The 12,524-nt window shown below is 66.8% G+C and carries 10 protein-coding genes and 1 tRNA gene; all 11 read right to left on the bottom strand.

Translation table 11 applies throughout. From position 1 onward, the window contains the following. Nucleotides 1-16: 16 nt before the first annotated feature. The 11 genes from dctP to AC4OR5_RS08750 all read right to left on the bottom strand — a co-directional run bounded on the left by dctP (nucleotide 17) and on the right by AC4OR5_RS08750 (nucleotide 12,522). Nucleotides 17-1,012: a C4-dicarboxylate TRAP substrate-binding protein DctP gene (gene dctP / locus AC4OR5_RS08700; protein ID WP_003105525.1), complete on the bottom strand. Its 996-nt coding sequence runs from the start codon at nucleotides 1,010-1,012 to the stop codon at nucleotides 17-19. Between the two features lie 240 nt (nucleotides 1,013-1,252). After that, nucleotides 1,253-2,641, bottom strand: coding sequence for a two-component system response regulator DctD (gene dctD / locus AC4OR5_RS08705; RefSeq protein WP_003096187.1), 1,389 nt, complete (start codon nucleotides 2,639-2,641; stop codon nucleotides 1,253-1,255). Further along, a complete protein-coding gene (gene dctB / locus AC4OR5_RS08710) occupies nucleotides 2,638-4,476 on the bottom strand; it encodes a two-component system sensor histidine kinase DctB (protein WP_003141891.1) in 1,839 nt (612 codons plus the stop codon). Before dctB ends, dctD begins: the two co-directional genes overlap by 4 nt. A 59-nt stretch (nucleotides 4,477-4,535) precedes the next feature. Further along, the gene (gene rfbC / locus AC4OR5_RS08715) at nucleotides 4,536-5,081 is read right to left on the bottom strand and encodes a dTDP-4-dehydrorhamnose 3,5-epimerase (protein ID WP_003096184.1); all 546 of its coding nucleotides are present in this window, start codon (nucleotides 5,079-5,081) and stop codon (nucleotides 4,536-4,538) included. Next, nucleotides 5,081-5,962, bottom strand: a complete 882-nt coding sequence (rfbA, locus tag AC4OR5_RS08720; RefSeq protein WP_023084667.1) for a glucose-1-phosphate thymidylyltransferase RfbA — start codon at nucleotides 5,960-5,962, stop codon at nucleotides 5,081-5,083. The genes rfbC and rfbA overlap by 1 nt, the downstream gene beginning before the upstream one ends. Further along, entirely contained in the window at nucleotides 5,959-6,867 is a 909-nt protein-coding gene (gene rfbD / locus AC4OR5_RS08725) for a dTDP-4-dehydrorhamnose reductase (RefSeq protein ID WP_003146507.1), read from the bottom strand. Before rfbD ends, rfbA begins: the two co-directional genes overlap by 4 nt. Further along, on the bottom strand, nucleotides 6,864-7,922 hold the full coding sequence (rfbB, locus tag AC4OR5_RS08730) for a dTDP-glucose 4,6-dehydratase (protein WP_003096179.1): 1,059 nt from the start codon (nucleotides 7,920-7,922) through the stop codon (nucleotides 6,864-6,866). Before rfbB ends, rfbD begins: the two co-directional genes overlap by 4 nt. Nucleotides 7,923-8,155: 233 nt before the next feature. Beyond that, nucleotides 8,156-8,231 (bottom strand) — tRNA-Thr (locus tag AC4OR5_RS08735). A gap of 73 nt (nucleotides 8,232-8,304) precedes the next feature. After that, a complete protein-coding gene (locus AC4OR5_RS08740; RefSeq protein ID WP_058161034.1) occupies nucleotides 8,305-9,834 on the bottom strand; it encodes a DHA2 family efflux MFS transporter permease subunit in 1,530 nt (509 codons plus the stop codon). 10 nt (nucleotides 9,835-9,844) lie between these two features. Then, nucleotides 9,845-11,029, bottom strand: coding sequence for an HlyD family secretion protein (locus tag AC4OR5_RS08745; protein WP_003110594.1), 1,185 nt, complete (start codon nucleotides 11,027-11,029; stop codon nucleotides 9,845-9,847). Nucleotides 11,030-11,043: 14 nt separating this feature from the next. Further along, on the bottom strand, nucleotides 11,044-12,522 hold the full coding sequence (locus AC4OR5_RS08750) for an efflux transporter outer membrane subunit (RefSeq protein WP_058161035.1): 1,479 nt from the start codon (nucleotides 12,520-12,522) through the stop codon (nucleotides 11,044-11,046). Between the last annotated feature and the right edge of the window lie 2 nt (nucleotides 12,523-12,524).

Genomic DNA, 12,524 nt, shown 5'->3' on the forward strand with positions numbered 1-12,524 from the left:
GCTTTCCCTCTTCTTCTTATTGAGCCTGGTTGGCGGCTTCGGCGGCCTTGATCAGGTCGGCGCCGATCTCACCTTCGAACTTCTTCCACACCGGCTGCATGGCCTTGCGCCATTCGGCCCGCTGTTCGGGAGTGAGTTCGATGATCTCGCTGGTCTTGGCCTCGACGATGCGCTGCTTGTCGCCCTGGTTGAGCGCCTCGGCCTGCTTGTTCACCTCCACGGTCACCTCGTCCATGGTCTTGGCCAGAACGCCGCGCACGTCTTCCGGCAGGCCGTTCCAGAACTTGGTGTTGGTGATCACCATGTAGTCCAGCACGCCGTGGTCGGATTCGGTGATGTACTTCTGCACTTCGTGCATCTTCTGCGAGTAGATGTTCGACCAGGGGTTCTCGGTACCGTTGACCACGCCGGTCTGCAGGCCCTGGTAGACCTCGGCGAAGCTCATCTTGCGCGGGTTGGCGCGCACCGCCTTGAACTGTTCCTCGAGCACCTTGGAGGCCTGCACGCGGAACTTCAGGCCGCGGGCGTCCTTCGGCTCGCGCAGGGGCTTGTTGGCGGACAGTTGCTTCATCCCGTTGTGCCAGTAGCCGAGGCCGGTGATGCCCTTGTCCTGCATCGAGGTCAGCAGCTCCTTGCCCTGCGGGCTCTGCTGGAAGCGGTCGACCGCCTGGATGTTGTCGAACAGGAACGGCAGGTCGAAGATCTGCAGTTTCTTGGTGTACTGCTCGAACTTGGCCAGCGACGGCGCGATGATCTGCACGTCGCCCAGCAGCAGGGCCTCCATTTCCTTGCCGTCGCCGAACAGCGACGAGTTCGGGTAGACCTCCACCTTGACCTTGCCCGGCAGGCGTTCCTCCACCAGTTTCTTGAACAGCAGCGCGCCCTGGCCCTTGGGCGTGTGCTCGGCGACGACGTGGGAGAACTTGATGACGATCGGGTCGGCCGCCTGGACGATTCCGGCGACGGTCAGGGAAAGTGCGCAGACGAGCGCCTTCGCGGTGTGCTTGAGCATGAGACTTCCTCTTTGTTCTTGTCTGTCTTTTATGAAGAGGACAGATGTCCTCTCGGCGTGGCCGAACAAGGGAAGTCTAGGCAGCGCAGCGGCAGATGCTGCGTGAATCGGAAAAGCGCCTGGTCTTCTGCTTGTTGGAACGCTCGGGAAGCAGTGAGCAAGCCCTGTGCCAGTCGGGCAAGGGCGTGCAGGGGAGATGCTGCGGGCGCGAATGGCGAACGGCTGGCGGTATTCCGCCATTCATTCGCCATCATCTGGCGGATTCTCGCCAGGCGTGTTGAACGGCAGGCCGTGCTTGCGCAGCTTGTCGTGCAGGGTCTTGCGCGGGATACCGAGGGCCTCGGCGACGCTGCGCAGCGAATTGTGCGGGCGTTCCAGCTCGGCGGCGATCAGCGAGCGTTCGAAGGCCTCGACCTTGGCGCTGAGGTTGTGCGGCTCGTCGGCGGCGTCGGGCAGGACTCCATCGTCCAGGCTCAGGCCGAGGCCCAGGGCGAAGCGCTCGGCGGCGTTCTGCAATTCGCGCACGTTGCCCGGCCAGTCGTAGGCCAGCAGCCGCGCCGACTGGCCGGCGTCCAGTTCGCGTGGCGTCAGGCCATGGCGCATGGCGCCGGCTTCGGCGAAATGGCGGAACAGCAGCGGGATGTCCTCGCCGCGCTCGCGCAGCGGTGGAATGCGCAAGCTGGCGACGTTGAGGCGGTAATAGAGGTCGGCGCGGAAGCGGCCCTGGTCGGCGGCCTGGCGCAGGTCTTCCTTGGTTGCCGCGATGATGCGGATATCCAGCGGGATCAGCTGGTTGGAGCCGAGCCGCTCGACTACCCGTTCCTGCAGCAGGCGCAACAGCTTGACCTGCACGTCCAGGCTCATGCTCTCGATCTCGTCGAGGAACAGGGTGCCGCCATTGGCGTACTCGAACTTGCCGATGCGGCGCTTCTGCGCGCCGGTGAAGGCGCCGGCCTCGTGGCCGAACAGTTCGCTTTCCACCACCGATTCGGCGAGAGCGCCGGCGTTGATCGCGACGAACGGTCCGTCGCGTCGGCTCGACAGGTCATGCAGGGCCCGCGCGACCACCTCCTTGCCGGCGCCGGTTTCGCCAAGGACCAGCACGTCGGCCTGGATCGCCGCCAGCGAGCCGACCTGCTCGCGCAGGCGCTGCATGCCGGCCGAGCGTCCGATCAGGCGCCCATGCAGTTCGTGGCGTTCGGCCAGGGCCAGGCGCAGGGTGCGGTTCTCCAGGACCAGCCGGCGCACCTCCAGGGCGCGGCGCACGCTGTCGAGCAGGGCGTCGCTGGGAAAGGGCTTTTCCAGGAAGTCGTAGGCGCCGCCGCGCATGGCCTGGACCGCCAGCGGCACGTCGCCGTGGCCGGTGATCAGGATCACCGGCAGGTCGGCGTCCTGTTCGTGCAATTGGCGGAGCAGTTCCATGCCATCGATGCCGGGCATGCGGATGTCGCTGACCACCACCCCGGGCCAGTCCTTGCACTGCGCGGTATCCAGCTGGCGCGCGTCGTCCAGGGTCGCGACCTTGAGCCCGGCGAGGTCGAGCGTCTGGCGCAGGGCCTGGCGCAGGTGCGGATCGTCGTCGATCAGCAGGACCTGGGTCTGGGCATCGAATGGCGCGAAGGGACTCATGCGCGGGTTTCCTCCTGGGGCATGGCGGCGACGCCGGGAACTCCCGGCAGCAAGTGCAGGCGCACCACGGCGCCGCCTTCGAGATGGTTGCCCATTTCCAGGCGGCCGCCGAGGGCGCGCAATAGGTTATCGCAGATGGCCAGGCCGAGGCCGAGCCCTTTGGCGGTGGTCTTGGTGGTGAAGAAGGGTTCGTGGGCGTGGGCCAGGGCGTCCTCGGAAAACCCCGGGCCGTTGTCGCGCAGGGTCAGGATCACGCCGTGCTGGTCCTGGCTGGCGATCACCCACAGGCGCCGCGGCGGAGCTTTCTCGGCGAGCGCGTCGAGGGCATTGGTGAGCAGGTTGCCGAGGATCTGCCGCAAGCGGGTCTCGCCGGCCTGGACCCACAGCGGGGCGTCCGGCACGTCGCGCAGCAGTTCGACGTTCATCGCCCGCCGCCGACTGGCGAGCATCGACAGGGCGTCCTCGATCGCCGGCTGCAACTGCACGTTCTCCGGCGCCCGGCGCGCACCGCGGGCATAGGCCTTGAGGTGGGCGATGATCGAGGCCATGCGGGTGGTGAGGTCGCTGATCTGCTCGAGATTGCCGCGGGCGTCCTCGGTGCGCTGGTGGTCGAGCAGCACCCGGGCGTTGTCGGCGTAGCTGCGGATCGCCGCCAGCGGCTGGTTGAGTTCGTGGCTGATGCTCGCCGACATGGTGCCGAGGGCCGTGAGCTTGCCGGCCTGGACCACTTCGTCCTGGGCGCGCATCAGCTCGCGCTGGGCCTGCTCGCGTTCGTGGACTTCCTGCTGCAACTGCGCGTTGGCGTTCTCCAGCTCGCGGGTGCGTTCCAGTACGCGCTCTTCCAACTGGCGCTTGGCCTCGGCCTCGAGAGCGATGCGGTCCAGGTAGTGACGGCGGCTGAGGGTCAGCAGGGTAAGCAGCAGGAGCAGGGCGAGCAGGGTCGCGCCGCCGATCAGCAGGACGCTGCGCACCGGCCGTTCGATGAGGGTGCGGGGGGCGTAGATGCTTACCGTCCAGCCGGTTTCCGGCAGCGTCCGGCTCTGGCTGAGCCAGGCGCTCTGTTGCAGGCGCAGGGGCTTCGGGTCCTGCACCGGGTAGGGGATGTTGGCGTGGATCTCGTCGCGCTCCGCCGCGCTCAGCGGCCGACTGGCATGGAAGCGCCAATCCTCGCGCGAGGAGAGGATCACCACGCCGTAGTTGTCTATCACCAGCAGTTGCTCCGGGGAATTGCCCCAGAGCCGTTCGATGTGTTCGAGATCGACCTTCACCACCAGCACGCCGATGATCCGCGAGCCTTCCTTCACCGCACTGGCGAAGTAGTAGCCGCGCTTGATCGAGGTGGTGCCCAGGCCGAAGAAGCGCGCCAGGCGGCCCTGCATGGCCTCGCGATAATAGGGGCGGAAGGCGAAGTTGCGGTGGACGAAACTGTCCGCCTGGGCCCAGTTGGAGGCGACCTGGGTGGTGCCGTCCGGTTGCAGCAGGTAGATCACGTCGGCGCCGGTGCGTCGGCGGATGTCGGCCAGCGCCTCGTTGGCGATCTTCTGCAGCAACGGGTCGCCAGGTTGTTGCAGGGCCTGGCGCAGCACCGGCAGGCCGCCGAGGATCTGCGGCAGTTCTTCGTAGCGGCGCAGCGTACCGAGCAGGTTGGCGACGTAGAGGTCGAGCGTCTGGCGGTTCTGCTCGGCCAACTGCTCGCTGTAGTAGCGCTCGGCGAAATATTGCAGGGGCCAGAGCAAGGGCGCGAGAAGCAGGGCGAGGATGACCAGCGAGCGCCAGCGATGGAAATAGGCTTTCAAGACGAACGAACCTGCCGTGGCTGCGAGTATCCGGGGCATCCCGGACGGGATGCCCTAAATTATCACGCCTTGCGCCGAGGCCGGTCGCTCCCTGCCGTTCAGGGGAAGCAGTCGGCGTCGGCGAATGCCTTGCCCTGGCGGTCCTTCTCCGAAAGCAGGGGGGCATCCTGCAGCGGCCAGTCGATCTTCAGCTCGGGATCGTTCCAGACGATGCAGCGTTCGTGTTCCGGTGCCCAGAAGTCGGTGGTCTTGTAGAGGAACTCGGCGTATTCGCTGAGCACCACGAAACCGTGCGCGAAGCCGGCCGGAATCCACATCTGGCGCTTGTTCTCCGCGCTCAGGCGTTCGCCTACCCACTGGCCGAAGGTCGGCGAGCCGCGACGCAGGTCGACGGCCACGTCGAATACCTCGCCGAGGGTGGCGCGCACCAGTTTTCCCTGGGCTTGCCGGATCTGGTAGTGCAGACCGCGGAGGACGCCACGGGCGGAACGCGAATGGTTGTCCTGGACGAAGCTGACCGGATGACCGCAGGCCTCCTCGAAGGCGCGCTGGTTGTAGCTTTCGAAGAAGAATCCGCGATCGTCGCCGAACACCCGGGGTTCGAAGAGGATGACGTCGGGGATTGCCAGGCGGGTCGCTTTCATCAGTACACGGTCTCGGTCAGCAGGCGCTTGAGGTATTGGCCGTAGCCGTTCTTGGCCAGCGGCGCGGCGAGTTTTTCCAGTTGCGCGGCGTCGATCCACTTCTGCCGGTAGGCGATCTCTTCCGGGCAGGCCACCTTGAGTCCCTGGCGGTTCTCCAGGGTGGCGATGAACTGGCCGGCCTCGAGCAGCGAATCGTGGGTGCCGGTATCCAGCCAGGCGTAGCCGCGGCCCATGATCTCCACGCTGAGCTGGCCGCGCTCCAGATAGGCGCGGTTGACGTCGGTGATCTCCAGCTCGCCGCGCGGCGAAGGCTTCAGGTCCCTGGCGATGTCCACCACCTGCTGGTCGTAGAAATACAGGCCGGTGACCGCGTAGTTCGACTTCGGCTTCAGTGGCTTCTCTTCCAGGCTGATGGCCTTGCCGCCCTGGTCGAACTCGACCACGCCGTAGCGCTCCGGGTCCAGCACGTGGTAGGCGAAGACACTGGCGCCGGTCTGGCGCTGCGAAGCGCTGCCGAGCAACTCGTGGAAGTCGTGGCCGTAATAGAGGTTGTCGCCCAGGACCAGCGCGCTGAGGTCGTCGCCGATGAACGACTCGCCGATCAGGAAGGCCTGGGCCAGGCCGTCCGGCGACGGTTGCACGGCATATTGCAGGTCCAGGCCCCAGTTCGAACCGTCGCCCAGCAACTGCTGGAAGCGTGGGGTGTCCTGTGGGGTCGAGATGATCAGTATCTCGCGGATGCCCGCCAGCATCAGGGTACTGAGCGGGTAGTAGATCATCGGCTTGTCGTACACCGGCAGCAGCTGCTTGGAGATGGCCAGCGTTGCCGGGTGCAGGCGGGTGCCCGAGCCTCCGGCGAGGATGATGCCCTTGCGTTTCATAGTGGTCCCTGTTCGCTCAGTTCCTGGATCATGCGTCCGGCATGGTAGCGCCAGTCGGGCAGTACCAGGCCGAAGACCTGTTGCAGCTTGCGGTTGTCGAGGCGCGAATTGGCCGGACGCTTCGCCGGCACCGGGTAATCCTCGGTGGCAATCGGCAGGACCCGCTGCGGCGTCGCCTGCAACTCCCAGCCCCGCTCCAGCGCCTGTTCGATGACGAAGCGCGCATAGAGGTGCCAGGACGTCTCGCCGCTGGCGACCAGGTGGTAGGTGCCGCTGGCTCGTGCTGCCAGCTCGGCATCCCAGCGCAGACGCTGCAGGGCCTGGGCGGTGACGTCGGCGATCAGCTCGGCGCTGGTCGGCGCGCCGAACTGGTCGGCCACGACCTTGAGTTCGTCGCGTTGCCCGGCCAGGCGCAGCATGGTCTTGGCGAAGTTCCCGCCGCGCGCGGCGTAGACCCAGCTGGTGCGGAAGATCAGGTGGCGGCAGCCGCTGGCGCGGATGGCCTGCTCGCCTTCCAGCTTGGTCTGCCCGTAGACGCTCAGCGGGCCGGTCGGCGCGTCCTCGGCGAAAGGCGCGCTGCCCGCGCCGTCGAACACGTAGTCGGTGGAGTAATGCACCAGCCAGGCGCCGCAGGCCGCGGCCTCCTCGGCCAGTACCGCGACGGCGCGGGCATTGATCAGGCGGGCGTTGTCGGCATCGCTCTCGGCCTTGTCCACCGCGGTGTAGGCGCCGGCGTTGACGATGAACTGCGGCCGCTCGGCGCGAACCAGTCGCGCCAGGCCTTCGGGGTCGGCGAGATCGGCGCGCCGGCGGTCACAGACCAGCAGTTCGCCCAGCGGCGCCAGGGCGCGTTGCAGCTCCCAGCCGACCTGGCCGTTGGCGCCGAGGAGAAGGATCCGGTTCATGCGTACTGCTTACCCACCCACTCGCGGTAGGCACCGCTGGTTACGTTGGCCACCCAGTCCTGGTTGTCCAGGTACCAGCGCACGGTCTTGCGGATACCGGTCTCGAAGGTTTCCGCCGGCTTCCAGCCCAGCTCGCGCTCCAGGCGCGTGGCATCGATGGCGTAGCGGCGATCATGGCCCGGACGATCCTTGACGAAGGTGATCTGCTCGCGATAGCTGCGGCCGTCGGCGCGCGGCTGCTCCTGGTCGAGGATGGCGCAGAGGGTCTCGACCACGTCGAGGTTGGCCTTTTCGTTCCAGCCGCCGACATTGTAGGTCTCGCCCAGTTGCCCGGCTTCGAGGACCCGGCGGATGGCGCTGCAATGGTCCTTGACGTAGAGCCAGTCGCGGATCTGCTGGCCGTCGCCGTAGATCGGCAGCGGCTTGCCGGCCAGGGCGTTGTGGATCACCAGTGGGATGAGCTTTTCCGGGAAGTGGTACGGGCCGTAGTTGTTCGAGCAGTTGGTGGTCAGCACCGGCAGCCCGTAGGTGTGGTGATAGGCCCGCACCAGGTGGTCGGAGGCCGCCTTGGACGCCGAGTAGGGACTGTTCGGCTCGTAGCGGTTGTTCTCGGTGAAGGCCGGATCGCTCGGTGCCAGCGAGCCATAGACTTCGTCGGTGGAGACGTGGAGGAAGCGGAATGCCGCCTTCGCTTCCGGCTCCAGCGCGCCCCAGTAGGCGCGCACTTCTTCCAGCAGGCGGAAGGTGCCGACGATGTTGGTCTGGATGAAGTCCTCGGGGCCGTGGATCGAGCGGTCCACATGGGATTCCGCGGCGAAGTTGAGGATCGCCCGCGGCTGGTGCTCGGCGAGCAGGCGGGCTACCAGCTGGCTATCGCCGATATCGCCGGCGACGAAGGTGTGCCGGGCGTCGCCGTCGAGGCTGGCGAGGTTCTGCCGGTTGCCGGCGTAGGTGAGCTTGTCGAGGCTGACCACCGGCTCGTCATGCAGGGCCAGCCAGTCGAGCACGAAATTGGCGCCGATGAAGCCGGCGCTGCCGGTCACGAGAATCGTCATGAGTCATACCTTGTTCAAGCAGTGGTTGTCCGTAGGGCTGCTTCGACACGTCCCGCCAAGGTGTACCAATCGATCGTGAAGACGACGATTAGTACGGGAAAAATGGCGATCCTGCCAACCCCAGATCTGGTAGGTGCATCTGACCCGGCATTCTATTCGAAGTGCCATCACTGGGTAAAAGGAAGCAGGGTAAAACAAAAAGCCCCGCGCGAGGCGGGGCTTTTCGGGATTCATGGTGCCGGCACCAGGAGTCGAACCCGGGACCTACTGATTACAAGTCAGTTGCTCTACCAGCTGAGCTATACCGGCGAAGAGGGCGACATTATAGCCAGCCGCCGCCAGGAGTAAACCACTGATTTTCCTGCCCGAATGCCGTTCGTCCTCAGTGCCCGGAGGCGGCCGCGCCGGGCTTGGCGCCGAACGGCGGGCGGGCCAGACAGATGATCACCAGCAGGGCGAGGAACAGCCAGCCGAGCATGGTGAAGTAGTCGATGGTGGACATCATGTAGGCCTGGCTCTGCACCATCCGGTCGAGCAGCGCCGCGTTCGCCTGGGTGTTGCCGCCGAGCTGGGCGAGGGTTTCGTGGGTGGCCGGGTCGTAGAGGCTGATGTTTTCGCTGAGGTAGGCGTGGTGCTGGGTGGCGCGGCGGTTCCAGATCCAGGTGGTCAGCGAGGCGGCGAAGCTGCCGCCGAGGGTGCGCAGGAAGGTGGCCAGGCCGGAGCCGTCGGCGATCTGGTCGGGGGGCAGGTCGGAGAGCAGGATGCTCAGGATCGGCATGAAGAAGAACGCCACGCCGAGCCCCATGATCAACTGCACGATGGCGATGTGCTGGTAGTCGACCTCGGTGGTGAAGTTGGCGCGCATGAAGCAGGTGATGGCCATCGCCAGGAACGACAGGCCGGCGAGCATGCGCAGGTCGAAATGGTTGGCGTAGCGGCCGACCAGCGGCGAGAGGAACACCGGGAGGATGCCGATTGGCGCGGCGGCCAGCCCGGCCCAGGTGGCGGTGTAGCCCATCTGGGTCTGTAGCCATTGCGGGAGCAGCAGGTTGATGCCGAAGAACGCGGCATAGCCCAGCACCAGCGCCAGGGTGCCGGCGGCGAAGTTGCGGTGGGCGAACAGGCGCAGGTTGACGATCGGATGGCGGTCGGTGAATTCCCAGATGATGAAGAAGGCCAGGGCGATCGCCGCGATCAGCGCGCCGCCGACGATGAAGTTCGACTCGAACCAGTCCAGGTCGTTGCCCTTGTCGAGGACGATCTGCAGGGCGCCGACGCCGATCACCAGGGCGATCAGGCCGACGTAGTCCATCGGCGCCTTCTTGATCACCACCGGGCGTGCCTTCAGTTGCTGGTAGACGACGAAAGCGGCGAACAGGCCGACCGGCACGTTGATGAAGAAAATCCACGGCCAGCTGTAGTCGTCGGTGATCCAGCCGCCGAGGATCGGCCCGGCGATCGGCGCCACCACCGTGACCATCGCCAGCAGGGCCAGGGCCATGCCGCGCTTCGCCGGTGGGTAGATGGAGATCAGCAGGGTCTGGGTGATCGGATACAGCGGCCCGGCGACGAAGCCCTGCAAGGCGCGGAAGCCGACCAGAGAAGGCATCGACTGGGCGATGCCGCAGAGGAACGAGGCGAGTACGAACAGCAGCGCGGCGGCGATGAACAGGCGCACCTCGCCGACCCGCCGGGCCAGCCAGCCGGTCAGCGGCAGGGCGATGGCGTTGCTCACGGCGAACGAGGTGATCACCCAGGTGCCCTGTTCCGAACTTACCCCGAGGTTGCCGGAGATGGTCGGCAGGGCGACGTTGGCGATGGTGGTGTCGAGCACCTGCATGAAAGTCGCCAGGGACAGGCCGATGGTCGCCATCACCAGGCTGGGCGGGGAGAAGCTGTTGCTTTCGCTCATGCTGGCAGGCTCAACGCTGGGCGGTCTTGCCGTGGTCTTCGGCGAGGTTGGCTTCGATCAGGCGTTCGATCAGCTTGTCGGCCGAGGCCAGTTGCTGCTGGTAGACATCGGTGGAGAACAGCGCTTCGCGCGGTGGTTGCTGGGCCAGGGCCGGGCCGCTCTGGTCATGCAGGTCGACCTTGACGTCCATCGACAGGCCGATGCGCAGCGGATGCTTCTGCAATTCTTGCGGATCGATATGGATGCGCACCGGCACCCGCTGGACGATCTTGATCCAGTTGCCGGTGGCGTTCTGCGCCGGCAGCAGGGAGAACGCGCTGCCGGTGCCCACGCCGAGGCTGTCGACGGTGCCGCTGTAGCGCACGTCGCTGCCGTAGAGGTCGGAGCGGATCTCCACCGGCTGGCCGATACGCATGTGCTTGAGCTGGGTTTCCTTGAAGTTGGCGTCGATCCAGATCTGGTCCAGAGGGACCACGGCCATCAGCGCATTGCCCGGTTGCACGCGCTGGCCGACCTGGACGCTGCGCTTGGCGACGTAGCCGGTGACCGGCGCGACGATGGTCGAACGGGCGTCGTCCAGGTAGGCCTGGCGCAGTTGCGCGGCGGCGGCCTTGACGTCCGGATGGGAGGTGATCTGGGTGTCGTCGACCAGCGCGCGATTGGTGTTCAACTGCTGTTCCGAGCTGGTCAGCGAGGCTTTCGCGCTGTCCAGGGCGTCGCGGGCGTGGGCCAGTTCCTCCTGGGAAATGGCGCCGTCGTCGGCGAGGTTCTTGCGCCGCTTGTAGTCGGCCTCGGCCTTGGCCAGCGCGACCTTGCGGGTGGCAACCTCGGCGCGATAGCCGTCGACGTTGCTGAACAGCCCGCGTACCTGGCGCACGGTGTGGGCCAGGTTGGCCTCGGCGCGCTGGAGGGCGATGTCGGCGTCGCTGGGATCGAACCTGACCAGTTCCTGGCCCTTGCGCACCAGGTCGCCGTCGTCGGCGCCGATGCTGACCACGGTGCCGACGATCTGCGGGGTGATCTGCACCACGTTGCCATTGATGTAGGCGTCGTCGGTGTCCTCGTGCCAGCGGCCGTAGAAGAACTCCCAGGCCACGCTGGCCAGGGTGGCGAGGACGATCACGGCGAGCAGGATCAGCAACCAGCGCTTGCGCTTCGGGTTGCCGGCGGGGGTTTCGCTGTTGGCGGTAGTCATGGTGGGTGCCTCGTTCATTCTGCCGGCGCTTTTGCGGTAGCGAGCGCAGCGGAGCGGGAATCGGGTTGGAAACCGCCGCCCAGGGCCTGGACCAGCTGGACGGAAAGATCGATCTGCTGGCTCTCCAGGCTGGCCAGCTGGCGTTCGGCGACCAGCAGTTGCTGTTGCACGCTGAGGGCGTCGAGGTAGCTGCCGACGCCTTCGCCGTAGCGACGCATGGCCAGGTCGAAGTTGGACCTGGCGATATCGCGGGCCTGGCGCTGGTCGATCACCTGCTGCTCCAGGGAGCGCAACTTGCCGAGGTCGTCGCTGACCTCGCCGAGGGCCTGGACCAGCGTCTTGTTGTACTGGCCGACGGCCAGGTCGTAGTCGGCGTCGCGTTCGGCCAGGTTGGCGCGGCGGCGGCCACCGTCGAAGATCGGCAGGGAGATCGCCGGCGCCACCTGGAAGAAGCGGCTCGGCGCCTGCAACACGTCGCTGGTGTGCAGGGCGGCGAGGCCGGCCATCGCGCCGAGATTGAGGTTGGGATAGAACTCGGTCTTCGCCGAGTCGATGTTGCGGCGCGCCGCCTCGACCCGCCAGCGCGCGGCAACGATGTCGGCGCGGCGGCCGAGCAGTTCCGCCGGGAGCACCGAGGGCAGGCTCAGGCTGGCCGGGTTCAGCGGTTGCGGGCGCTGCAGTTCGAGACCGCGATCGGGCCCCTTGCCCAGCAGTACGGCGAGGGCGATGCGGGCGCTGGCGATGTCCTGCTCGGCGGCGCTGAGCTGCTGGCGGGCGGTGGCCAGCTGGGTCTGCGTCTGTTGCAGCTGGACCTTGCTGTCGAGTCCGGCGCTCATGCGCTTCTGGCTCAGCTCGGTCATGCGCTGCGAGCGCTTCAGTTCTTCCTCGGCGAGATCGCGCACGGTAAAGGCGTGGGCGAGGTCGCTGTAGGCGCGGGCGATGCTCGCCGAGAGGCCGATGCGCGCGGCCTGGCTGTCGATCCGCGCGGCATTGGCCTGGCCGAGGGCGGCTTCCCAGGCGGCGCGCTCGCCGCCCCAGAGGTCGAAGTCGTAGTTGAAGCCGAGCGACAGGTACTTGATCGCCGAATAGCGGCCGCCGAGTGGTGCCGGGGCCACGCTGGTCGGCGCGCGGATGCCGGAGTAGCTGGCCTTGGCGTCCAGCGTCGGCTGGCGCGCGGCATCTTGCGCCTGGGCCGTTGCCGCCGCCTGGCGCGCACGCGCCTCGGCGATCTGCAGGTCGGGGGTGCCTTGCAGGGCTTCGCCGATCAGTTGGTCGAGCTGCCGGTCGCCGAGCCCGGTCCACCAGTCCTGGCGCGGCCAGGCCGCTGGCGAAAGGGCTACGCCTTCCAGGCTCCTGCCCGCCTGGAGGGCGCCTGCCGGTTGCAGGCGGGCGTTCGGTTCCAGGCCTTCGGAAGTGACGCAGCCGGCGGCCAGCAGTATCGCCGAGGCCAGCGCCAATCGCTGCGGCCAGGGATGGAGAGGAGGGAACGGCATGG

Source organism: Pseudomonas sp. YA1, assembly GCF_058680555.1.

Excerpts from the sequence above, each read along its gene's own strand:
- rfbD (WP_003146507.1), bottom strand. The coding sequence starts at position 6,867 with ATGAACCGGATCCTTCTCCTCGGCGCCAACGGCCAGGTCGGCTGGGAG.
- rfbC (WP_003096184.1), bottom strand. The coding sequence starts at position 5,081 with ATGAAAGCGACCCGCCTGGCAATCCCCGACGTCATCCTCTTCGAACCC.
- dctD (WP_003096187.1), bottom strand. The coding sequence starts at position 2,641 with ATGAGTCCCTTCGCGCCATTCGATGCCCAGACCCAGGTCCTGCTGATC.
- AC4OR5_RS08745 (WP_003110594.1), bottom strand. The coding sequence starts at position 11,029 with ATGACTACCGCCAACAGCGAAACCCCCGCCGGCAACCCGAAGCGCAAG.
- dctB (WP_003141891.1), bottom strand. The coding sequence starts at position 4,476 with ATGCCCCGGATACTCGCAGCCACGGCAGGTTCGTTCGTCTTGAAAGCC.
- rfbB (WP_003096179.1), bottom strand. The coding sequence starts at position 7,922 with ATGACGATTCTCGTGACCGGCAGCGCCGGCTTCATCGGCGCCAATTTC.
- AC4OR5_RS08750 (WP_058161035.1), bottom strand. The coding sequence starts at position 12,522 with ATGCCGTTCCCTCCTCTCCATCCCTGGCCGCAGCGATTGGCGCTGGCC.
- dctP (WP_003105525.1), bottom strand. The coding sequence starts at position 1,012 with ATGCTCAAGCACACCGCGAAGGCGCTCGTCTGCGCACTTTCCCTGACC.
- AC4OR5_RS08740 (WP_058161034.1), bottom strand. The coding sequence starts at position 9,834 with ATGAGCGAAAGCAACAGCTTCTCCCCGCCCAGCCTGGTGATGGCGACC.
- rfbA (WP_023084667.1), bottom strand. The coding sequence starts at position 5,962 with ATGAAACGCAAGGGCATCATCCTCGCCGGAGGCTCGGGCACCCGCCTG.